The organism is Allobosea sp. LC85 (assembly GCF_000735605.1).
Classification (GTDB): Bacteria; Pseudomonadota; Alphaproteobacteria; order Rhizobiales; family Beijerinckiaceae; genus Allobosea.
On sequence record NZ_JPKG01000013.1, the window covers coordinates 1 to 21,822 of the forward strand.

The 21,822-nt window shown below is 64.6% G+C and carries 24 protein-coding genes; 10 read left to right on the forward strand and 14 right to left on the reverse strand.

Features of this window, described 5'->3' with window-relative positions; all coding sequences use genetic code 11:
• The first annotated feature begins 1,299 nt into the window (after nt 1–1,299).
• The 5 genes from clpS to FG93_RS05880 all read left to right on the forward strand — a co-directional run bounded on the left by clpS (nt 1,300) and on the right by FG93_RS05880 (nt 5,730).
• Entirely contained in the window at nt 1,300–1,644 is a 345-nt protein-coding gene (clpS, locus tag FG93_RS05860; RefSeq protein ID WP_043233033.1) for an ATP-dependent Clp protease adapter ClpS, read from the forward strand.
• Nucleotides 1,645–1,689: 45 nt separating this feature from the next.
• The gene (gene clpA, locus FG93_RS05865) at nt 1,690–4,212 is read left to right on the forward strand and encodes an ATP-dependent Clp protease ATP-binding subunit ClpA (RefSeq protein WP_043232931.1); all 2,523 of its coding nucleotides are present in this window, start codon (nt 1,690–1,692) and stop codon (nt 4,210–4,212) included.
• Between the two features lie 4 nt (nt 4,213–4,216).
• Nucleotides 4,217–4,486, forward strand: coding sequence for a hypothetical protein (locus FG93_RS05870; RefSeq protein WP_043232934.1), 270 nt, complete (start codon nt 4,217–4,219; stop codon nt 4,484–4,486).
• Between the two features lie 156 nt (nt 4,487–4,642).
• Entirely contained in the window at nt 4,643–5,368 is a 726-nt protein-coding gene (locus FG93_RS05875) for an AzlC family ABC transporter permease (protein ID WP_052513416.1), read from the forward strand.
• A complete protein-coding gene (locus FG93_RS05880) occupies nt 5,365–5,730 on the forward strand; it encodes an AzlD domain-containing protein (RefSeq protein WP_052513417.1) in 366 nt (121 codons plus the stop codon). Before FG93_RS05875 ends, FG93_RS05880 begins: the two co-directional genes overlap by 4 nt.
• 9 nt (nt 5,731–5,739) lie before the next feature.
• Here FG93_RS05880 and FG93_RS05885 read toward each other — a convergent pair whose 3' ends face one another.
• The 7 genes from FG93_RS05885 to FG93_RS05910 form a co-directional block, all read right to left on the reverse strand.
• Nucleotides 5,740–6,621: a sigma-70 family RNA polymerase sigma factor gene (locus FG93_RS05885; protein ID WP_043232935.1), complete on the reverse strand. Its 882-nt coding sequence runs from the start codon at nt 6,619–6,621 to the stop codon at nt 5,740–5,742.
• Nucleotides 6,622–6,700: 79 nt separating this feature from the next.
• The gene (locus tag FG93_RS05890; RefSeq protein ID WP_043233036.1) at nt 6,701–7,165 is read right to left on the reverse strand and encodes a carboxymuconolactone decarboxylase family protein; all 465 of its coding nucleotides are present in this window, start codon (nt 7,163–7,165) and stop codon (nt 6,701–6,703) included.
• Between the two features lie 63 nt (nt 7,166–7,228).
• On the reverse strand, nt 7,229–7,657 hold the full coding sequence (locus tag FG93_RS05895) for an HIT family protein (RefSeq protein ID WP_043232936.1): 429 nt from the start codon (nt 7,655–7,657) through the stop codon (nt 7,229–7,231).
• Nucleotides 7,658–7,690: 33 nt separating this feature from the next.
• Nucleotides 7,691–7,846 carry a hypothetical protein gene (locus FG93_RS33135; RefSeq protein ID WP_162531535.1) on the reverse strand — a complete coding sequence of 52 codons (156 nt, stop codon included), beginning with the start codon at nt 7,844–7,846 and terminating at the stop codon, nt 7,691–7,693.
• Nucleotides 7,843–9,042 (reverse strand): GNAT family N-acetyltransferase, encoded by a 1,200-nt coding sequence (locus FG93_RS05900; RefSeq protein ID WP_348270468.1) that lies wholly within the window; start codon nt 9,040–9,042, stop codon nt 7,843–7,845. Before FG93_RS05900 ends, FG93_RS33135 begins: the two co-directional genes overlap by 4 nt.
• Before the next feature lie 56 nt (nt 9,043–9,098).
• A complete protein-coding gene (locus FG93_RS05905; RefSeq protein WP_043232937.1) occupies nt 9,099–9,857 on the reverse strand; it encodes a glycerophosphodiester phosphodiesterase family protein in 759 nt (252 codons plus the stop codon).
• Nucleotides 9,857–10,330 carry a RidA family protein gene (locus tag FG93_RS05910; protein ID WP_043232939.1) on the reverse strand — a complete coding sequence of 158 codons (474 nt, stop codon included), beginning with the start codon at nt 10,328–10,330 and terminating at the stop codon, nt 9,857–9,859. The genes FG93_RS05905 and FG93_RS05910 overlap by 1 nt, the downstream gene beginning before the upstream one ends.
• Nucleotides 10,331–10,570: 240 nt before the next feature.
• Between FG93_RS05910 and FG93_RS05915 the strand changes: the two genes are divergently transcribed.
• Nucleotides 10,571–11,419 carry a cell envelope integrity EipB family protein gene (locus tag FG93_RS05915; RefSeq protein ID WP_043232941.1) on the forward strand — a complete coding sequence of 283 codons (849 nt, stop codon included), beginning with the start codon at nt 10,571–10,573 and terminating at the stop codon, nt 11,417–11,419.
• On the opposite strand, the gene FG93_RS05920 is transcribed toward FG93_RS05915, so the two are convergent.
• Together FG93_RS05920 and FG93_RS05925 are read right to left on the reverse strand one after the other, a co-directional pair.
• Nucleotides 11,376–12,740, reverse strand: coding sequence for a DNA polymerase IV (locus FG93_RS05920; protein WP_052513418.1), 1,365 nt, complete (start codon nt 12,738–12,740; stop codon nt 11,376–11,378). The genes FG93_RS05915 and FG93_RS05920 overlap by 44 nt on opposite strands.
• Nucleotides 12,737–13,027, reverse strand: a complete 291-nt coding sequence (locus tag FG93_RS05925) for a DUF3572 domain-containing protein (RefSeq protein ID WP_043232942.1) — start codon at nt 13,025–13,027, stop codon at nt 12,737–12,739. Before FG93_RS05925 ends, FG93_RS05920 begins: the two co-directional genes overlap by 4 nt.
• 134 nt (nt 13,028–13,161) lie before the next feature.
• Between FG93_RS05925 and FG93_RS05930 the strand changes: the two genes are divergently transcribed.
• Together FG93_RS05930 and FG93_RS05935 are read left to right on the forward strand one after the other, a co-directional pair.
• Nucleotides 13,162–13,533, forward strand: coding sequence for a response regulator (locus tag FG93_RS05930; protein WP_043232944.1), 372 nt, complete (start codon nt 13,162–13,164; stop codon nt 13,531–13,533).
• Between the two features lie 17 nt (nt 13,534–13,550).
• Nucleotides 13,551–14,927, forward strand: a complete 1,377-nt coding sequence (locus FG93_RS05935) for a PleD family two-component system response regulator (RefSeq protein ID WP_043232945.1) — start codon at nt 13,551–13,553, stop codon at nt 14,925–14,927.
• A gap of 254 nt (nt 14,928–15,181) precedes the next feature.
• Here the strand turns inward: FG93_RS05935 and FG93_RS05940 are convergent, their stop codons facing one another.
• Nucleotides 15,182–15,382: a hypothetical protein gene (locus tag FG93_RS05940; protein ID WP_043232947.1), complete on the reverse strand. Its 201-nt coding sequence runs from the start codon at nt 15,380–15,382 to the stop codon at nt 15,182–15,184.
• Nucleotides 15,383–15,763: 381 nt separating this feature from the next.
• On the opposite strand from FG93_RS05940, the gene FG93_RS33510 reads away from it, so the two are divergent.
• Nucleotides 15,764–15,976, forward strand: coding sequence for a hypothetical protein (locus FG93_RS33510; RefSeq protein ID WP_043232950.1), 213 nt, complete (start codon nt 15,764–15,766; stop codon nt 15,974–15,976).
• 87 nt (nt 15,977–16,063) lie between these two features.
• On the opposite strand, the gene rpmG is transcribed toward FG93_RS33510, so the two are convergent.
• The 4 genes from rpmG to rnr all read right to left on the reverse strand — a co-directional run bounded on the left by rpmG (nt 16,064) and on the right by rnr (nt 19,840).
• The gene (rpmG, locus tag FG93_RS05950; protein ID WP_038367996.1) at nt 16,064–16,231 is read right to left on the reverse strand and encodes a 50S ribosomal protein L33; all 168 of its coding nucleotides are present in this window, start codon (nt 16,229–16,231) and stop codon (nt 16,064–16,066) included.
• 161 nt (nt 16,232–16,392) lie between these two features.
• Complete coding sequence (locus FG93_RS05955; protein WP_043232953.1) at nt 16,393–17,127, reverse strand: NUDIX hydrolase; 735 nt, start codon at nt 17,125–17,127, stop codon at nt 16,393–16,395.
• Nucleotides 17,124–17,570 carry a DUF983 domain-containing protein gene (locus FG93_RS05960; protein WP_052513419.1) on the reverse strand — a complete coding sequence of 149 codons (447 nt, stop codon included), beginning with the start codon at nt 17,568–17,570 and terminating at the stop codon, nt 17,124–17,126. The genes FG93_RS05955 and FG93_RS05960 overlap by 4 nt, the downstream gene beginning before the upstream one ends.
• On the reverse strand, nt 17,570–19,840 hold the full coding sequence (gene rnr / locus FG93_RS05965; protein ID WP_244448513.1) for a ribonuclease R: 2,271 nt from the start codon (nt 19,838–19,840) through the stop codon (nt 17,570–17,572). Before rnr ends, FG93_RS05960 begins: the two co-directional genes overlap by 1 nt.
• A 706-nt stretch (nt 19,841–20,546) precedes the next feature.
• Here rnr and urtA point away from each other — a divergent pair.
• Nucleotides 20,547–21,803 carry an urea ABC transporter substrate-binding protein gene (gene urtA, locus FG93_RS05970; protein WP_244448514.1) on the forward strand — a complete coding sequence of 419 codons (1,257 nt, stop codon included), beginning with the start codon at nt 20,547–20,549 and terminating at the stop codon, nt 21,801–21,803.
• Nucleotides 21,804–21,822: the final 19 nt, after the last annotated feature.

The window sequence follows — 21,822 nt, forward strand, 5'->3', positions numbered from 1 at the left end:
CGCCGCCCCCTCCTCCGCCAGCCCCTCCGTCGGCCAGAGCCGGCGCAGCCAGAGCGAAGGTGAGAAGGGCGAGCATCGCAGGCCATGACCGCGCAATACGAGGCCGCTGCAGCGCGACGCCTCGCGACACCTCATCCAGTCCTGCTGTTGACGACACGCATTGCCCCCGGCCGAGCCCGCACCATAGCCGCTGGGGTGGGGCAAGCCACGAACCGCCGTTCATTACCGATTAACCCTACGGAATGTTGCATTCGGGGCACAGTCCGGGCGGCGGAGGCCCGGGAGTTCCAGGCTGGTTTCTCATGACGGGCGCATCGGCATCAGGCAGGAGCATTCGGCGTGGCCGCGCCGCTAATCCAACTCGAACACTTTCCGCGGCGGCCGCGGCGCCGCATGGCGCCAGTGTGTGGGCTGCCAGCCGAGTGGCGCGCCATCATCCGCCAGCCAGGCGGCATCTGCTTCGCGCGTCGCGGCGCCACCATCTCGGAAGCGCGCACGCTGCGTGCGATTGCCGTCCGTCACTTCGACGAGGGCGCTGAGCCCTCTCCGTGTGGGAGGAGTTCCGAGTGTCCAACAATTCGCCATCTCAACTCTGCTTCAAGTCGTGGCGACGTCCTGCTCATGCTGTTTCGCGCCTCGCATCTCACCGTGGTTCAGCAGTAACACCCCAACCTGCGGAAGGTACGGGAGGTGTTCGAACTCAAAAGCGTTCGCTCTTCCATGACGGCGAGGGGAGAGCCTGCATCGGGCTGGCGGAGAAGAGCGCTTCAGGCTAGCTGGTCGAGAGCCGGTCGGAAAACGGGACCGGGCAAGCGCGCGCCAGGCTTCGATATGGAACGCCAGCAATCGTCAGAAGCGCCCGGTTTGGGCGGACATATTGCGCTTTGCGTCGAAGTCGAACGGCGGCGAGCCGCAATTGGCCAGGAGGCGGGAAGCCGCCCCTGGTTCCGGGCATATATCCGGATGGGGGGCCAGGCAGGCCACATTGCGACGGCCCATTTGGGCCGAGACTCTTCTCGCCACCGATCCCGGCACGCCGGTTGCTTGTTCCCGAGCAACGACACGCGGTGGCGCAGCGATTGCTCGTGTCATCCACAAATTCGTTCGCGCTCGCCATGCTTGTGCCCCACCTGCGTGGAACGGACTGGCGAAGGGGAGGAGAGGCCTGTAAATTCTCTTACGGCGCATTATCTGCGGTGAAGCGTCAGGACGATAGCTTTGAAGACAGCGGCAGCCATGGGAAGCGGAACGGAAGCGGAGCCTCGGCGCGTCGGTGAAGACCTGCGCGCGCCGCTTTCAATGGCCGATCGGCCGAAGCGCCCCAGTTCTCCCGTCGATGGCGGCGGCCGCGAAGGAGCCGGCACCGCTGTGCTCACGCGGACCAGGACACGCAAGCCCAATCTCTATCGCGTGCTCCTGCTCAACGACGACTACACCCCGATGGAGTTCGTGGTGCATGTGCTCGAGCGGTTCTTCAACAAGGACCGCGCCGAGGCGACCCAGATCATGATGCATGTGCATCAGAACGGCGTCGGCGAATGCGGGATCTTCACCTACGAGGTTGCCGAGACGAAGGTCACCTTGGTGATGGACCTGGCGCGCAAGCACATGCATCCTCTGCAATGCGTGATGGAGAAGAAGTAGTCTTGGATTCGATCACCCTCCTGAAAGCGGAATAGGAGCGCATCAGTGCCGAGTTTCTCGCGCAGTCTCGAACAGGCGCTTCACCGGGCTCTGGCGCTCGCCAATGAGCGTCATCACGAATACGCCACGCTGGAGCATCTGCTGCTCGCCCTGGTCGACGATCAGGACGCTGCCGCCGTCATGCGGGCCTGCAGCGTCGATCTCGACATGCTCAGGCGCAATCTCGTCGACTATATCGATGCCGAACTGAGCAATCTCGTCACCGATGGCCGCGACGATTCCAAGCCGACAGCCGGCTTCCAGCGCGTGATCCAGCGCGCGGTCATCCATGTCCAGTCCTCCGGTCGCGAAGAGGTGACCGGTGCCAACGTGCTGGTCGCGATGTTCGCCGAACGCGAGAGCCACGCCGCCTATTTCCTGCAGGAGCAGGACATGACCCGCTACGACGCGGTCAATTACATCAGCCATGGCATCGCCAAGCGCCCCGGCGCGAGCGAGAGCCGGCCGGTGCGCGGCAGCGAGGAGGAGCCCGAGCAGCAGCGCGAGTCGCGGGCCGATCAGGGCAACGATGCCGACAAGGACAAGAAGAAGAAGGAAAGCGCGCTCGATGCCTATTGCGTCAATCTCAATCGCAAGGCGCGCGACGGGCGCATCGACCCGCTGATCGGCCGTGAGGCCGAAGTGCAGCGCACCGTTCAGATCCTTTGTCGCCGGCAGAAGAACAACCCGCTGCTGGTCGGCGACCCCGGCGTCGGCAAGACCGCGATCGCCGAAGGGCTCGCGCTGAAAATCATCCGCGGCGAGGTGCCGGAGGTTCTCGAGGACGCGACGGTGTTCTCGCTCGACATGGGCACGCTGCTGGCCGGCACGCGCTATCGCGGTGATTTCGAAGAACGCCTCAAGCAGGTGATCAAGGAGATCGAGGCCCACCCCAAGGCGATCATGTTCATTGACGAGATCCATACGGTGATCGGCGCTGGCGCGACCTCGGGCGGGGCTATGGATGCCTCCAACCTGCTGAAGCCCGCGCTGGCTTCCGGGACGCTGCGCTGCATAGGCTCGACGACCTACAAGGAATACCGTCAGTATTTCGAGAAGGACCGGGCGCTGGTGCGTCGCTTCCAGAAGATCGACGTCAACGAGCCGTCGGTGCCGGACACGATCGAGATCCTGAAGGGGCTGAAGCCCTATTTCGAGGAGTTCCACAAGCTCCGTTACACCAATGACGCCATCAAGGCGGCAGTGGAACTGTCGGCGCGCTACATCCATGACCGCAAGCTGCCGGACAAGGCGATCGACGTGATCGACGAGACCGGCGCCTCGCAGATGCTGCTGACCGAGAGCAAACGCAAGAAGACGATCGGCGTGAAGGAGATCGAGGCTGCGGTCGCGGTCATGGCGCGCATCCCGGCCAAGACCGTCTCCAAGGACGACGCCGAGGTTCTGCGCAATCTCGAGAACACGCTGAAGCGCACGGTCTACGGACAGGAGAAGGCGATCGAGGCGCTGTCGTCCTCGATCAAACTGGCGCGGGCAGGCCTGCGTGACGGCGAGAAGCCGATTGGCTGCTATCTCTTCGCCGGCCCGACCGGCGTCGGCAAGACCGAAGTGGCGCGCCAACTCGCTGCGTCGCTCGGCGTCGAGCTGATTCGCTTCGACATGTCGGAATATATGGAGCGCCACACCGTCTCACGGCTGATCGGCGCACCTCCCGGCTATGTCGGCTTCGACCAGGGCGGGCTCCTGACCGATCAGGTCGACCAGCATCCGCATTCGGTGCTGCTGCTCGACGAGATCGAGAAGGCTCATCCCGACCTGTTCAACATCCTGCTGCAGGTGATGGACCACGGCAAGCTGACCGACAATAACGGCAAGCAGGTCGATTTCAGGAACGTCATCCTGATCATGACGACCAATGCCGGCGCGGCCGACATGGCGCGCGCGGCCTATGGTTTCACGCGGACCAAGCGCGAGGGTGACGACACCGAGGCCGTGAACCGCCTGTTCGCGCCGGAGTTCCGCAACCGGCTGGACTCGGTGATTTCCTTCAGCCATCTGCCGAAGACGGTGGTGGCGCGTGTCGTCGACAAGTTCGTGCTCCAGCTCGAAGCTCAACTCGCCGACCGCAACGTCACCATCGAGCTCACGGACGAAGCGCGCGAGTGGCTGGTCGAGAACGGCTATGACGAGGCGATGGGGGCGAGGCCGATGGCCCGCCTGATTCAGCAGACTATCAAGACCCCGCTTGCCGACGAGGTCCTGTTCGGGCGGCTGAAGGGCGGTGGGGCGGTCAAGGTCGTCGTCGTGCAGTCCGAGACCGGCATCAAGGTGCTGGGGCTCGAATTCCCCGACGGGCCGGTCAAGCCCAAACCGGAGAAGGACGTGGCCGCGGCGGCCGAGAAGCGCTCGCCGCGCGCAAAGGCAAAGGGCGCAGCGAAGCCAGCCGCGCCCGGCACACGCCGGGCGCCGAAGGGCGGGGGAGACGGCAAGGGCGGTGGCCCGGCCGAGCCGCCCAAGGCGCAGCGCGCCATTCGTACCGTGCCCAAGGTCCCGCTGACGAAGGCCTGAGACCGTGTTCTTCCGACGCAAGACCCAAGCTGCCGCGCTTCAGACCAGCGGCGAAGCCCCGGTACAGCCGGCCAAGGAAAAACTTGGCTGGTTCGAGAAGCGTGCGCGCCGCCGCCGGCGGCGTGTGCTGTTCGAGGAAATCCTCGGCTGGATCCTCGTGCCGGCCTTCGGCTATCTGATCTATCTCGGTGTGAAGTCGGTTGGTGGCGTGCCGAAGGAAATCATCGATTTCGGCAACGAGCTGATCGGCATCGTGATGAAGGGCGGTACCTGACGGCCAATTTTTTGCCTTTGCAGGCGGTGCAAGGGTGACCGCGCGATGCCGGATATCGGCTTCGCGCGCGTGAGCGTCTAGAACGGGTCCCGCCCGGCCATCTGAGGCCGGGTCGATTTTCCAAGTTACCGACCCGTCAGGCGTGCAGAATCTTTCATGAGCGTATCGGCCGACTGGAGCTGGCAGCGCACCGCGCTGGCCGGCATACGCGATGCGCTGTCGCTGCCGGCCTGGGTTGTCGGTTTCGGGCTGGTCGGCGTTGGCTCGCTGGCGCGCGATGTCGGTTACCCCGTCGATGTCGCCGTGCTCTCGACCATGCTGGTCTGGGCCGGGCCGTCGCAGGTGATCTTCTTCGCCTCGATCGCGGCGGGGGCTGCGTGGAGCGCGATTGCGCTTGCGATCGGCTTTGCCTCGCTGCGATTCCTGCCGATGACGGTGGCGATCCTGCCGCTGCTGCGCCGGCCGGGGCAGGGCGTCGCGCTGCAACTGCTGCTTGCGCATTACGTTGCCGTTACCGCCTGGACCGAGGGCTTGCGTCGTCTGCCGGGGATCGCGCCGAACCAGCGCGTGGCCTATTTCCTCGGCTTCGCCAATGCCTGCATGCTGGTGAGCGCAACCGGCACCTATGCAGGCTATTATCTCGTTGGGGCACTGCCGCTTCCGCTTGCCGCCGGCCTGCTCTGCCTGACGCCGATCTTCTTCCTTGCCTCCATCGCTGCCGGTATCCGTCACCGCGGGGACGTCATCGCGATGGGGCTCGGCCTTGTACTGGCACCGGTCTTCGACCGACTGATGGGCAGTGGCTTCGATTTGATCGTCTCTGGCCTGATCGGCGGCAGCATCGCCTTTGCCGTGCAGCGCATCGGGGGGCGGCGCGCATGACACAGCCGATCCCGCTGCTCGACGGCCCCTTCTGGCCCTATCTCGCGCTGCTGCTCTTCGCCTTCCTGCCGACCGAGATCTGGCGCTGGCTCGCAGTCGCCTTTGCACGGCGCATCAACGCCGATTCGCCTGCACTGGAATGGGTGAGGGCGGTGGCGACGGCGCTGCTCGCCGGGGTCGTCGCCAAGCTGATCATCGCGCCGCCCGGAGCGCTCGCGGCCTTGCCGCTGGCCTTGCGCGTCGGAGCGTTGGCGGCGGCGCTGGCGATTGTCCTGTTCGACCGGCGGCGCGTCTTCCTCGCTGTCCTCGTTGGCGAGGCGGTGCTGATCGGCGGAGGCTGGATGCTCAGCCAGGCGGCCTGACGCGTTCTCTCAGGCCGCAGGCTGCTGGAGATGGCGCAGCTTGTCGGGGTTGCGGACGACGTAGATCGCGTGGATCAGTCCATCGCGGATATCGAGTGCGGTTGCCTGCAAGGTTTCGCCATTCTCCAGGCTGACATAGCCGGGCAGGCCATTGATCAGGACAGGCTCATAGCTGGTCGTCGAGACGCTGCGCCGGGCCAGTGCCTGGGAGAGGCGCGCGAAGAAGCGAGCGACCTTGTCCGCACCGAAAATCAGCTTGAACACGGCCTGGATCTTGCCCCCGCCGTCGCTGTGCAGGACGACATCCTGGGCGAGCAGGCGCTGCAGCATCGTCGGGTCGGATTGATGAGACGCCTTGAAGAAGGCTTCGGCGAAGCGCGCGGCCTCCTCCCGGGAAACCTTGTTGCGTGGTGGCGTGTCGAGCCGGACATGGTCGCGTGCACGCTTCGCGAGCTGACGGCAGGCGGCTTCGCTGCGCTCAAGCATCGCTGCGATCTCGGTGAAGTCCATGTCGAAGATGTCGTGCAGAAGGAAGGCCGCCCGTTCCAGTGGAGAGAGGCGTTCGAGCGCCAGCATCAGGGCGATGGGGGCATCGAGCTCGTCGTCGACGACCTCGGTGCTGCCCAGTTTCTCGACGAGTGGTTCCGGCAGCCAGGTCCCGACATAGAATTCGCGGCGGCTGCGGGCCGATTTCATCTGGTCGAGGCAGAGCCGCGTCACCACTTGCGCCAGATAGGCGCGAGGGTTCGAGATTTCGTCGCGACCGACCTCATGCCAGCGCAACCAGGCGTCCTGGACGATGTCTTCGGCATCGCTGACAGAGCCTAGCATCCGATAGGCAAGCCGGGTCAGGAAGCGCCGATGCTGTTCGAACGCGGTCTGCAGGGTCATCAACGCTGCCTTGCTGCTGAGCGAGAGCCCGCGACTATGGACTCTCGCGTGGGCTGCGCCGGTTTCCGGCGCAAGGGCTTCAGGCCGCCGCCGGCCGCTGGCGGTCCTGTGGGTGCCGGGACCGGAAGCCGGCATTGATGCGGTTCCACGTGTTGATCGCACCAATCGCGACCGACAGATTGACCGCTTCGGCTTCGCTGAAATGTTCGCGCAATTCGGCGAAGGCCTCGTCGCTCGGGCTGGCTTCGGACAGGCGCGTCAACACCTCGGTCCAGCGCAGGGCCGCGCGCTCGCGCGGAGTGTAGAGTTCCGACTCGTGCCAGGCGCTCAGCAGATAGAGCCGCGCTTCGGTCTCGCCGGCCTTGCGCGCGTCGGCCGAGTGCATGTGCAGGCAATAGGCACAGCTGTTGATCTGCGAGGCGCGCATCTTCACCAGTTCGAGCAGGCTGTGCTCCAGCCCGCACTCTTCGACATAGTTCTGCATTCCCAGAACGGCATTGAGTGCGGCCGGAGCAACCTGGAAGACATTGAGGCGTTGGGACATGATCTTCTCCATCTGTGTCTGACGGAAGCAAGACGAGGCAGGCCCGACGCCTGTGACATGCCCTCAGATATTTTTCAGCGCGGCCCGGATTTTTTCGGCGTTCGCGGCAAGCACCTCGTTCTTTTCCATCGCGCCCGTATGCGGGCGAAGCGCAACGCCGTCCCAGCGTGGCATGACATGGACATGCAGGTGGAACACGACCTGGCCGCCCGCCGGCTCGTTGAACTGCTGGATGGTGATGCCGTCGGCCGAGCAGGCGCTCTTCACGGCATGGGCCAGCTTCTGGGTCGTTAGCGCCACCGCCTTGAGCGCGTCCGGCGGGGCATCGAAGACATTGCGGCAGGCAGTCTTGGGGATGACCAGAACATGCCCGTCGGCACGGGGCATGATGTCCATGATGGCGACGGTCTCGTCATCCTCATAGACCTTGTGGCTGGGCAGTTCGCCACGCAGGATCTTGGCGAAGACATTGGCGGAATCATAGGCGCTCATCGTTGGCCGGTCCGTTGCTCGGGAGGGTTACCGTCAGGGTGCGGTGAGCCGCCGCCCAGCGTCAAGAGACAGCGTCTCGGCGATCTCGGCATCCAGCGCGAGATCGTTGCGGGCGCCAAGCAGCCAGAGCTCGCGCACCTCGAAGCGAAGGAGCGGGCGATGCCACCAGATGCGCGTCGTCGCAGTCACGCTTCATCGGTGAGACCACCCCTGCGGAACGGGCTCTCCGCCACGAGCGCTTCCTGGGCGGCTGCGATATGCTCGCGTTCGGTCGCGAGATAGGCCGAAACCGCACGGCGCAGACTAGGATCGGCAAGGTGATGGGCCGAGCGGGTGATGACAGGGCGATACCCGCGCGCGATCTTGTGCTCGCCCTGTGCACCGGCTTCGACGCGGGCGAGCCCATGTGCAATCGCGTAGTCGATCGCCTGATGGTAGCAGAGCTCAAAATGCAGGAAGGGGTGGTCCTCGATGCAGCCCCAGTTGCGGCCGTAGAGCGTGTTTGCCCCGCGGAAGTTGATGGCGCCCGCGATATAGCGCCCAGCGCGGCGGGCCATGACCAGCACGATGCGCTCGCCCAGGGCTCGCCCGACCAGCGAAAAGAAGCGCCGGTTCAGATAGGGCCGGCCCCATTTGCGCGAGCCGGTATCCTGATAGAAGGCGAAGAAGTCATCCCAGACCGCCTCGGTCAGGTCGGGGCCGCTGAGAACCTCCACTGTGATGTCGGCCGAAAGCGCCTCGCGTCGCTCGCGTTTCAGCGCCTTGCGCTTGCGCGAGGCGAGCGTCGCGAGGAAATCGTCATAGGTCGCGAAGCCTTCATTGACCCAGTGGAACTGGAGATCATGGCGCTCGAGATAGCCGGCTTCAATCAGTGCGCCGAGATCCGGCTCTTGCGCGAAGGTGACGTGGATCGAGGAGGAGCGTGTCTGATCGCGCAGTGCCTCCAGCCCGGCAATCAAGCCGGCGCGCGCTTCGTCGGCGCGCGGCCCGTCCGCCGCGAGCAGACGGGGCCCGGTTGCCGGTGTAAAGGGCGCCGCGACCTGGAGCTTGGGATAATAATGCCCGCCGGCTCGCTCATAGGCGTCGGCCCAGGCATGATCGAAGACATACTCCCCCTGGCTATGGCCCTTCACGAAACTCGGCGCCGCTGCGAGAAGCCGGTCGTCGCTGTCTTCGACGAACAGATAGGCGGGAGACCAGCCGGAACGGCCGCCAATGCAGCCACTTTCTTCCAGAGCTCTCAGATAAGCATGTGAGATGAAAGGGTTATCTGTGTCTTGTTGAGAAAGTGAATCGGCTGATTCCCAGCTAGATTCACGTTGTGCCGGCGAAAGCACACTTGCCGCATGCGGGTTGGCGCAGGCGTCCCAGGCTTCCGCCGGCACGGATTTCAACGAGGTCGCGACCCGGACCCGCAGGTCGTTACGGTCGCGGCCTGCACTCAAGGGCGGAACCCTTCGAAGACCATCTGGTCGGCGTGGATGCGGGCTGTTTCGCGATCCTCCGGCGTGCGCACCGTCCAGCTCATCAGCGGCAGGCCGAGCGCCTTGTTGCAGAGGAACGGGGCGGCACTTGGCAGATCCGCAACCTTCCAGGACAGGAAATCGGGCCGGCTTTCCTCGAAATGCAGCAGGTTCGCGAGTGCGTGTTTCTGGCGCGCGTCGAGACGGTCGTAATCGGGGTAGGCATACTCGTTCATGGCGACGATGCCGCGCGGGATCGCCGGGGCGAGTTCGCGCAGGGCGGTGACGATCGTCGGATCGAAGGACTTGAAGACGACCGGCTGGCCGGGCCGCTTGGCGACGATCTCGGTCGCGCGTCGCGTCAGCGCGAGATCTCCGTCGAAGCGGCTCTTGACCTCGATCACCAGCGGCACGCGGCCGGCGACGCGGTCAAGAAAGGCGCCGAGGGTCGGAATCCTGTCACTGCTGCCCTTGAGCGAAATCGCGGCCAGGGCATTCGCCGTCCTGGCATTTACATTGCCGGTCTCAGCCGTCAGCCGGTCGAGCACGAAATCGTGAAACACCATGGCTTCGCCGTCGGCGCTGAGCTGGATGTCGCATTCGATACCGAACGTGCCGGCGATGGCGGCCTCGGCAGCCGAGATGCTGTTCTCGATCAGGCCGGCGGCAAGATCGTGCAGCCCGCGATGCGCGATTGGCCGCGCGACCAGCCAGTCGAGGGAAGCGCGCGCGCTCATCAGGCGATCTCGAACATCGCCTCGACCTCGACGGCGGCATCCGCCGGCAGTTCGGCGACGCCGACCGTCGAGCGGGCATGGCGGCCGCGATCGCCGAGAACCTGGACCATCAGGTCGGATGCGCCGTTCATGATCGCGGGAAGGGCGGAGAAATGCGGGGTCGCATTGATGAAGCCGCCAAGCCGGACGCAGCGCCTGATGCGCTCGAGATCGCCGCCAAGCGCGGCTTTGGCTTGTGCCAACACGTTAATCGCACAGAGGCGCGCGGCGTCGAGCCCGGCTTCATTGAAAATCTCGGCACCGAGCTTGCCCTTGTGCTTGTCGGAGAGCTTGCCATCGAGGCCGAAGCAGATCTGCCCGGAGATCACCAGCAGGTTGCCGGTGATGACATAGGGTACGTAATTCGCGACGGGCGCGGCGGGAGCGGGCAGGGTGATGCCCAGCGCAGCGAGGTTGGCTTCGATTTCGCTCATGGGGTCGGGCTCCTGGCGCTCGGTCGAGACGGATCATCAGCGCGGTGGCCCGCCTGGGCATTGGCCCGGAATTGCCACGACGCAGGCTTCCTACATGGCCGATGGCCGGATAAGCCGCAAGCGCGGGACCTGCCAAGCGGGGTTGTGCCGCGGGCGTATCGCGTCGAGATGCGCGCCTTGTTTGCGCCATTGCCGCATTGCACTAGACTCATCGATCAGGTGCAGCAAGGCGGCGGGCAAATGAACAGAATCGGTTTCGGTCTCCTCGGCTCAGCAGGCGCTGCGGCGCTCCTGCTGATGGCTTTGCCAACGACCGCTCTGGCGCAGGCCAAGCCAGGGGATCGCGTCGTCCTCGTGCCGCACCGCGCTGTCTACGATCTCGTGCTCGACGATGGGAAACCCGCCAAGAACATCGAGGCGGCGCGCGGGCGCATCGCCTTCGACTTCACCGGCGATGCCTGCGAGGGGTATGCGCTCTCCTTCCGCCAGGTGACGCAGCTCACCAGCGAGGGCGGGCCACGCACGATCGATGCCCGGACCACGAGCTTCGAGGCTGGCGACGGCCAGAGCTACCGCTTCAAGACCGAGAGTTCCGCGAGCGGCGCGCCGGCCGAGATCGTCGACGGCACTGCGAAGAAATCGGGAGCCGATGGCTATGAGGTCAAGCTGACCGCCCCCAAGGCGGAGACGCATCGTGAAGCCGGCGACGCGTTGTTTCCCAACGCGCAGATGAAAGCGCTGATCGCGGCGGCGCGCGCGGGCCAGAACACCTTTGGCGTGCGGCTCTATGACGGTGCCAATAGCGGCAAGGAGGTCTATGACACCCTTTCGGTCATCGGCAAGCGCATCGAGACGCCGCCAAGCGAGGCGCCGCTGAAGCGCCCGGAATTCGAGAAACTGGCACGTTGGCCGGTCACCGTATCCTATTACAAGGTCGGTTCCGGCGAGGTCACGCCGGCCTATTCGATCTCCTTCGACCTTTATGAGAACGGTGTCACCGGCGCAGTCCGGATGGACTATGGCAGTTTCGCGCTGCGCGGTACGCTCACGCGTCTGGATCTTCTGCCTCATCAGGATTGCGCGAAGTAGAGTTGGACGACGAGCGCGGCCGGTCCGGACTGCGCAGGCTCAGGCCCTTTCCGATCGCGTCGTCGCCGAAGCGGGCGCGGAGCTTATCGAGCGCGCCCTCCATGGCTTTCAGCCGCGGTGTGGCGACATCGGCGAGGTCGCCATGGTCGGCCTCCTCGGGGCCGGTGAGATCGCTCGCGCCGATGCCGATCAGCCGGTAGCGCTGTCCGGTGCATTCGCGTTTCAGCAGTTCGCGCCCCGCCGCGAAGAGGCGCCCGGCGAGCTGCGTCGGCTCGGGCAGGCGGCTCGCACGCGTGATCGAATGAAACTCGGCCGTCTTGAGCTTCAGGGTGATCGTTCGCCCGGCCAGTTCCTGGGCCTTGAGGCGCTTCGAGGTTTTCTCGCACAGGCGCCAGAGTATCGGCTCAAGTTCGTCGAACCGGGAGAGATCGGCGTCGAGCGTGGTTTCGCTGGAGACGCTCTTGGTCTCGTGATCCGGCGTCACCTTGCGAGCGTCGATGCCATTGGCGAGGTTCTTCAGCCGCGGCCCGTCCTTGCCGGCGAGCCGGAACAGCGCCTCGACCGGCGCCTCCCGCAAATCGCCGATCAGGCGAAAGCCGGATTCGGCCAGCTTGGCTGCGCTCGCCTTGCCGATGCCCGGGATCAGGCTGACGGGCTTGTCGGCGAGAAAGGCGACGGCCTCGCCACGGCCGATGATCGAGAAGCCGCGCGGCTTGTCGAGGTCGGAGGCGACCTTGGCCAGGAATTTGGCATAGGACAGGCCGACGGAAATGGTGATGCCGATCTCGTTTTCGATCCGCTTGGCGAAGCGCGCAAGCGTGATGGCCGGGCTGGCGTGATGTAGCCGCTCGGTGCCCGAGAGATCGAGGAAGGCCTCATCGATCGATAGCGGCTCGACCAGCGGTGTCAGTTCCCGCATCAGCTGCCTGACCTCACGCCCGACCGCGACATATTTCGCCATGTTGGGCTTCACCACGACGGCGTCGGGGCAGGCCTTCAAGGCCTGGAACATCGGCATGGCGGACCGTACGCCGTATGTGCGGGCAATATAACAGGCTGTGGAGACGACGCCGCGCTTACGGCCGCCGATGATCACCGGCTTGTCGAGCAGGGAAGGATCGTCCCGTTTCTCGACAGCGGCATAGAAGGCGTCGCAGTCGATATGGGCGAGGCTCAAGCTATCCCGCTCGGGGTGGCTGATGAGGCGCGGCGAGCCACAGGCGCGACAGCGGCGTGAGGCTCCCGCCGCGCCGTCATTGTCAGCGAGGCAATCGCGGCAGAACGCGTGCGCTTGGCGCAGCGGGGCACGCTCTTCGGTCAAGCATCGTCACCATGATAGGGGCCAGCGAGGATTTCCCGCGCCTGGCCAATGATTTCCGGATTCAGGCTTAAGTTTCCGACAAATTCGAGCAGCAGCGATTCGTTGCCGAGAAGGTGGTCGAGCACCGCTACGAGAAAGCCGGGTTCGCTGGCCGCTGCCCGCAGGGTCTCCGGTCCAAGCCCCGTTGCGGCCAGAAATGGCTCGATTCGTGTGGAATCGGCGGCAAGGAAGCCCAGTGCGCGCAAGGCAAGGGTTTCGGCGTCGGGGGAAGCGATCGGGCGCAGCATGGTCGATTGTCGGGTCCAGGATCGGGTTTGCGTTTCGTCAACGGCTGGCGTGCTAGGATGATCATCGAACGGAGCCGTCGGCTTGGAAAGCCCGGAATAGACCGACGCCTTCCGAGGCGAAACAGGGGAACGGCATGACGAAGACGGTCCTGATCGTCGAGGACAACGAGCTCAACATGAAGCTCTTCAACGATCTTCTCGAGGCGCACGGCTATGCGACGCTGAAGACGGCCGATGGCATCGAGGCCATCGAGCTGGCGCGCGCGCATCACCCCGATCTGATCCTGATGGATATCCAGCTTCCCGAAGTCTCGGGACTCGAGGTCACGAAGTGGATCAAGGAGGACGACACACTCAAGTCCATTCCCGTGATCGCGGTGACCGCCTTCGCGATGAAGGGGGATGAGGAGCGGATTCGGGAGGGCGGCTGCGAGGCCTATCTCTCGAAGCCGATTTCAGTTGCGAAATTCCTGGAAACGGTACGCGCCTATGCCGGCGCGGCCTGAGCGGCGGGGGCGGCTCCATGTCTGCGCGTGTCTTGGTCGTCGATGACATTCTCACCAATGTGAAGCTGCTCGAGGCCAAGCTCTCGGCCGAATATTTTGACGTGACGACGGCACTCAACGGACTCGATGCTCTGGCGATCTGCGAGCGCGGCGAGGCTGATATCGTGCTGCTCGACGTCATGATGCCGGGCTTGAACGGCTTCGAGGTCTGCCGGCGGCTCAAGAACAGCCCGACCACCGCCCATATCCCCGTCGTGATGGTGACCGCGCTCGATCAGCCGAGCGACCGGCTGAAGGGGCTCGATGCCGGAGCCGATGACTTCCTGACCAAGCCGATCGACGATGCCGCCCTTTTCGCCCGGGTGCGCAGCCTGGTGCGGCTGAAGTCGGTCACCGACGAACTGCGTCACCGGGCGATCGCATCGCGCCGCCTCGGCATCGCCGATCCGCTGGCTGCCGCAGCGTCCGAGACTGGACTGAACGGCCGCGTCCTGCTGATCGAGGATCGGCCAGCCGCTTCCGAGCGGCTCTCCACCGCGCTTTCGACCTTTCACAGCGTCGAGGTCGAAGCCGACCCGAACCTGGCACTTGCCAAGGCGGCCGAGGGGGATTTCGAAGCCATCCTCGTCAGTCTTGACCTGCAGAACCATGACGGCCTCAGGCTGTGCAGCCAGCTGCGCTCGCTGGAGCGGACCCGTAACGTTTCGGTGCTGCTGCTCGGCGAGGCCGAAGACCGCGCCCGCATCCTGCGTGGGCTGGAGATCGGTGCGCATGATTTCCTGATGCGCCCGGTCGATCGCAATGAGCTCTTGGCGCGGGTGCGCACGCAGATCCGCCGCAAGCGCTTCACCGAGCGTCTGCGCGACAGTGTCCAGTCCTCCATGGAAATGGCGGTGATGGATCAGCTCACCGGCCTGCATAATCGGCGATATCTCGACAGCCGCCTCAGCACCCTCTTCGACGAATCGGCCCTGCGAGCCCGTTCGCTTGCCATGCTCGTGCTCGATGTCGACCGCTTCAAGGTCGTCAACGACAGCTGGGGGCATGACGCCGGCGACGAGGTGCTGCGCGAGTTCGCGGATCGAGTGCGCGCCTGCACGCGCGGCATCGATCTTGTCGCCCGCCTGGGTGGCGAGGAGGTGGTCGTCGTGCTGCCAGATACGACACTGGATGCGGCCTTCGCCGTGGCCGAGCGAATCCGGGAAAAGGTCGAGGCCGAGCCTTTCGCCATCCAGCGCAACGCACGGACGATCGGCGTCACCGTTTCAATCGGCGTCGCCAGCCGGCGCGCCGGCGACCTCTCACCGGCCGAGATGATGAAACGGGCGGATGATGCGCTTTACCGGGCCAAGGAAAGCGGCCGGAACCGCGTGATCGTCGCCAGCGCCGCGTAAACCAACCCTGTAAACCTTTCCAGGTAGGGTTAACTATCGATGAACGTTGGTGAATCGATCTGATTCAATTGCAATCGAAAGGCCGGTGCGTAGGGTCATTTCAAAGCAGCCCGCCCTGGGCTGCCCGAAATGCCCCTCGGGAACTCAGGTCCGCCGCATCTCCTGGGACTCCGATGGGCTGGCCGGTCGGCCGCGGGACATCTGGCCTCATCAGAACCGCAGCCGGCCGGTCACCACTCCCCCAGGTGGCACGCTCAGAGATAGCGCGACAGCCCGGCAGCCACTGCGTAGCCGAACAGGCCGAAGGCCGCGAGCAGGGCGAGCAGCAACAAGCCAGCCTTGATCCGGCTTGACGCGAAGCGAGAAGAATCGAGTTCGACGATCAGCTTCAGGAATTCACGCACGGCACCGTGCGGCCTGGCGGGACGCGCCGCCTTCTTGTCACCGCTGCTCACACAAGACCCCGTTCGAGACTGGAGATAGACCGGTGCCGAAAATGGGGGGGGCCAAGCCTTTCGGCAAGCCCCGGGGCGGTGGCGGCGGGCGCAGGGGCGAGCCGAGCTGCAATTCCTCCCGGTGAGGCTCGCTGGAATATGTTTATGCTGCAATGCAGCATAGGCATCCCCGTCCGCGTCAGTTCGTGATATTCTGTTGAAGATTCGACTCCGGTGGGACCCGGGGCAGAAGAGGCTGGCCTGAGATCCTCAAACGGGGAGCGACCCATGCGTATTCTCGCATTGGCGCTCTGCCTCGCGGCGTTTCTGCCGGGCGGAGGGCTTGTCCATGCACATAGCTGGTATCCATACGATTGTTGCAGCGACCAAGACTGCTGGCCCATGGGCCAGGATGTCGATGCGCGTGAGCCGGATCCCCGGATCGTGCCCGGCGGCTACCTGACCTATGACGGCCATTTCATTCCTGAAGGGGCGACACGTGCGTCCCTGGATGGCCGCTTTCATATTTGCCGGCGGGGCGGAACCCTGACCGGTAGCGTGATCGCTCCGTCGCAGAAGCCGTTCTGCCTGTTCGTGCCCAGACAGGTGTTCTGAGCGCGACCGAATCGCTGGTCAAAAAAAGAACCGCCCGGGTCACGGGCGGTTCCTTGAACTTTGATTATGCCGAAAAGGCGACCAGGATCACTTGATCTTGGTTTCCTTGAACTCGACGTGCTTGCGCGCGACCGGGTCGTACTTCTTCTTCGACATCTTCTCGGTCATCGTGCGGGAGTTCTTCTTCGTTACGTAGAAGAAGCCGGTATCCGCCGTCGACAGCAGCTTGATCTTGATGGTCACGGCCTTGGCCATGGGTTCCGTCCTCGAGCCTGGCGGGCCGCGGTCTGGCCCTCATAAAAGAAAATGGCCGGGGGGACCCGGCAAACCGTTCCCGGGGAGATGCCGCAACCCGATGGCGAAGTCAAGAAAGAATGCCCCGACGGAACGAACAGATTGCCATAGGGGGCAATCTGTCAGAGTTCCTCGCGCACGAAATGCAGGTTCTTCTCCCAGAAATAGGGCACGGGGAGGTGCGGGCCGAAGCCGGCCGCAATCCTGGCCTCGACTTCCTTGATGATGACCTGAGTGATCGTCGGCAGGTCGAGCTGCCTCGCTTCCTCGAAATTGACCCAGACCAGCTCGATTAACTCGGAATCAGGGCCAGTGACGCCCTCGATGCTGCCGCCGAGCGCGTCGTAGTCGACGACGAAGAAACGCGTGTCGAAACGCTTCGGGCGGCGCGGTGGCGTGACAGCGCGCGCAACAAAGGTCACCGCGCTGAGATCGGGATAGACGCCATGGCTCGCGAATTCGGTCCAGGTGCCTTCCGGGGGATTCTCGGGCACTCCGAACTCGGCCGAGCCGAAGAGCAGCCCCGTCTCCTCAAAGGTTTCGCGGATGGCGGCCATGGCAAGCGCACGGGCCTTGTTCGGGCTCGGGCGCACGGTGCGCTTCGCCAGTCGGTCTTCGCAGATCTGCGGAATCGCGCCGGTTGCGGCCATGCGCCGGTCGCCGGCATCGACGCGTCCGCCCGGGAAGACGAATTTGCCGGGCATGAACTTGTGTCCGGGATGGCGCTTGCCCATCAGCACACGGGGTTCTGCACCGCTGCGATCCAGGATGAGCATCGTCGCTGCGTCATGCGGGCGGATGTTGACCGTGGTCCGGGTGCGCTCGGCCTGGGTCAGGATGACGGCGTTGTCGTTCATTGCTGCGATGCCATGGATGGGCCGGGCTGACGCTCGGGCAGGGGAGGCGCGTTGTCGAAGCCATGCATGCGCATGGCCCATTGCAGGCCGATGACCCCGCCCTTAACCGGCTGCATCAGTGCCAGCGACAGGAACAGCGTCAGCGGCAGCCAGACCGCCATATGCAGCCACATCGGCCATTCCGCATATTTCTCGACCAGGACCAGGCCGCCGACGATGACATGGCCGACAATGGTGATGACGATATAGGGCGGCAGATCGTCGGCACGCTGGTGGTGCAGGGCCTCGCCGCAGGCCTCGCAGCGGTCGACTGATTTCAGGAAGCCGCGGAACAGCCGGCCTTCGCCGCAATGAGGACAACGGCACATCAGGCCGTGGCGGACCGCCAAACGCCAGTCGCGCTCGACCGGCTGGTCGATGGAAACGTGAACCTGAACCGACATCACCGCCTCTTGCCCGGCTTCGCCTTGCCGAAGGGGGCCTTGCCCTTGGCGCGGCCGGACAATGGTGGCCTTGGGCCGCTTTTGCCAGAGCGGCCCGATGTCACACGCCGGCCCTCGGAGAGCAGTTCGAAACGCAGGGCGCCGGCGACAGGGGCGGCCTCGACCAGGCGGACATGGACGCGATCACCGAGGCGCCAGCTCTCGCCCGTGCGCTCGCCGGTCAGGGCGTGCGCCCCTTCGTCATAGCGATAATAGTCGCCGCCCAGCGTCGAGGCCGGGATGAAGCCGTCCGCTCCGGTGCCGTCGAGTTTCACGAACAGGCCGGCCCGGTTCACGCCACCGATGCGCCCGTCGAAGCTCGAGCCGATCTGGTCGGCGAGAAAATGGGCGATCAACCTGTCGGTGGTCTCGCGCTCGGCTGCCATGGCGCGGCGCTCGGCGGCGGAGATCCGGGTCGCGGTCTCGCGCAGTTCGGCGAGCGTGGTCGCTTTTGGCAGTCCGTCGTTGCCGAGTTTCAACGCGGAGATCAGGCCGCGATGCACGATGAGGTCGGCATAGCGCCGGATCGGCGAGGTGAAATGGGCGTAGCGGCGCAGGTTGAGCCCGAAATGCCCGTAGTTCTCGGCGACATATTCGGCTTGCGCCTGGGTCCGCAGGATCACCTCGTTCAGGAAGAGCTCGTTCTCCGAGCCCTTGATCATGGCGAGGATGCGGTTGAACAGCACGGGGCGCAGTGAGCCATCCTTCGGCAGCTTGATGCCGACCGAGGCCAGCACTTCGCCGAGCGCCCGCATCTTCTCGAGCGATGGCTCGTCATGGCAGCGATAGATCAGCAGGCTGCCAGCCTTCTCCAATGTCTCGGCGGCAGCGACATTGGCGAGGATCATGAACTCCTCGATCAGCCGGTGCGCGGCCAGCCGCTCGGGCGCGATGACGCGGTCTACGGAGCCGTCGGGCTTCAGGATCAGCTTGCGCTCGGGCAGATCGAGGTCGAGCGGCTGGCGTTGGTCCCGGGCGCGGCAGGCGACGCCATAGGCCGCCCAGAGCGGCATCAGGACACTCTCGCGGATCGGTCCGGTCAAGTCGTCCGGCTTGCCGTCGATGGCCGCCTGAACCTGTTGGTACGACAGCTTCGCCGCCGAGCGCATCAGGATGCGGTGGAAGCTATGACCCTTCTTCGAGCCGTCAGCCTTCAGGACGAGGCGGACGGCGAGCGCCGGCCTGTCCTCGCCGCCGCGCAGCGAGCAGAGATCGTTCGAGATGCGCTCGGGCAGCATCGGCACGACGCGGTCGGGGAAATAGACCGAGTTGCCGCGCTCCAGCGCCTCGCGGTCGAGCGCGGAGCCCGGGCGGACGTAGGACGCGACATCGGCAATGGCGACCGTGACGACGTAACCGCCTTCATTGGCCGGGTCGGTGTCGGGCGCAGCATGGACTGCGTCGTCATGGTCCTTGGCGTCGGCGGGGTCGATGGTGATCAGGGGCAGCGCGCGCCAATCCTCGCGGCCGGCAGCACTGGCATGCGGTGCGGCTTCTGCCTCCGCCAATGTCGCAGGGGAGAACTCGTTGGGAATGCCGTGGGTATGGATTGCGATCAAACTGACGGCGCGCTCGGATTTCAGCGAGCCCAGACGTTCGCGCACCCGCGCTTCCGGCGGGCCGAAGCGGCCTTCGCGCCGAAGCGAAACCGAGATCAGGTCTCCATCCTGGGCGTCGCCGGTCTGACCCTTGGGGATCAGTGCCTCGCGGCCCTGGGCCTTCTTGTCGACGGGGATGAGCCGACCCGAGCCGTCGGGCAGGGCGCGGAAGATGCCGAGCACCTGCGCCTTGCCCTTGCCCATGATCTTGAGCACGCGGCCGGAATAGGCGAAGCCGTCCATGCCACGGAGGCGGGTGAGCTTGAGCAGCACCTGATCGCCGACCCCGGCAGCGGCGGAGGCGAGCTTGCGCGAGCGGATCTCGCGCGGGCGTTCCACCAGGATCTTGGGAGGCGCGCCCTCGTCGGCCTCGTTCCATTCGAGCGGGGCGGCAACGAGGTCGCCGTCACGATCGCGGGCCTTGATTTCGCAGAGCAGCACCGGAGGAAGGGCACCGCGCTGGTGGACGGGCCGGTCCTTGCCGTCGCCGCCGAGCTCGCCGTCCTCGGCGAGCTCCTTGAGCATGCGCTTCAACCAGATCTTGCCTCCGGCCGAGAGGCCAAAGGCCTTGGCGATCTCACGGCGGCCGACTTCGCGGCCGGCAAGGCGCTCGCTCTCGATGAAATCGAGAATCGCCTCGCGGCTCGGTTCAGGCGCGAGCGATGACACGGGCTAAACTCGTCTGATGGGGATGAGAATGAAAAAACACGCGGCCTCTGTGCCACGTCCGGCGCTGCTGCGCCAGAACCGGGACTGCAGGGCCGCCTCCGGAAACGAGAAGGGCCGCCCTTTCGGGCAGCCCTTCCATTGTCGAACCGCGGTCCGGCGAACCGGACCTGAAGGTGCGAAAACTCACGCGGAACAAGACTCCCACAGGGAATGAGTCCAGGTCCGCCCGCCTTGCACCAGCGGTTGATGACAATGAGACACTGGATCACCTCCTTTCAGTTGTTACCGACAAGAAGGAGGCTAAGGCGATTCTCCTTACTTCGTAAATGCTAAATTTTACGCTGTCCCCTTCGTGGAAACCGCTGCGTTTCCGAGCTCGACTGACGAGGCGGGCAGGCTGCAAAAAGGGCAGGCACGGTATCTGTCCATATAATAGGCAATTTCTTCGCTTCCGCAGCATCGTTGCGTGCGGCGCGGTATGATCGAGAGAAATTGTCTCCAATTTCGGCAGGACGGCACGGATTTGCGTGCTCTGCCTGCTCCTCCTTCGGTTGGCACGTCGCTTGCGAACCTTCCCGCACAGGCCGGCAAGGCCAGTCAGCGCTCGAGGGGAGCGCGCCAACAAAAGTGTTCGGGAGATCAGGCAGTGAATACTACTCGTCGCGTCGTATTGGGCGCCGCACTGGCGGGCGCAACATTCCTGGGGGCGCTCCTGCCGGTCGCCGCGCAGGAGACCATCAAGGTCGGCATCCTGCACTCGCTCTCGGGCACGATGGCAATCTCCGAGACGACGTTGAAGGACGTCATGCTCATGCTCATCGAGGAACAGAACAAGAAGGGCGGCGTGCTCGGCAAGAAGCTCGAGGCCGTCGTGGTCGATCCTGCCTCGAACTGGCCGCTCTTCGCCGAGAAGGCGCGTGAGCTGATCAACAAGGACAAGGTCGCCGCCGTCTTCGGCTGCTGGACCTCGGTGTCGCGCAAATCGGTCCTGCCGGTCTTCAAGGAACTGAACTCGATCTTGTTCTACCCCGTGCAGTACGAGGGCGAGGAAAGCGAGCGCAATGTGTTCTACACCGGCGCGGCGCCGAACCAGCAGGCGATCCCCGCGGTCGATTACCTTGCCAAGGAAGAGAAGGTCGAGCGCTGGGTGCTCGCCGGCACCGACTACGTCTACCCGCGCACGACCAACAAGATCCTCGAAGCCTATCTGAAGTCCAAGGGCGTCAAGGCCGAGGACATCATGATCAACTACACGCCCTTCGGCCATGCCGATTGGCAGACGATCGTCTCGGACATCAAGAAATTCGGTTCGGCCGGCAAGAAAACCGCAGTGGTCTCGACCATCAACGGCGACGCCAATGTGCCGTTCTACAAGGAGCTCGGCAACCAGGGCATCAAGGCGACCGACATTCCGGTCGTAGCCTTTTCGGTCGGCGAGGAAGAGCTTGCAGGCATCGACACCAAGCCGCTGGTCGGCCATCTCGCGGCCTGGAACTATTTCCAGTCGGTGAAGACCCCGGAAAACGAAGCCTTCATCAAGCAGTGGAAGGGCTTCAAGAAGAACGACAAGGCAGTCACCAACGATCCGATGGAGGCGCATGTCATCGGCTTCGCCATGTGGGTGAAGGCGGTCGAGAAGGCCAAGTCGACCGATCCGGACAAGGTCATCGATGCATTGCCCGGGATCGAGGTGCCGAACCTGACCGGCGGAGTCTCGAAGATGCTTCCCAACCACCACGTCACCAAGCCGGTCCTGATCGGCGAGATCAAGGCCGATGGCCAGTTCGACGTCGTGTCGAAGACCGGCCTCGTGCCCGGCGACGCATGGTCGAAGGAACTCGATGGCTCCAAGGACCTGGTCGGCGACTGGGTCGAAAAGAAGTGCGGCAATTTCAACTTGAAGACCGGCAAGTGCGGCGGCGCGTGAGGTCATGAGGGGGAGGGGC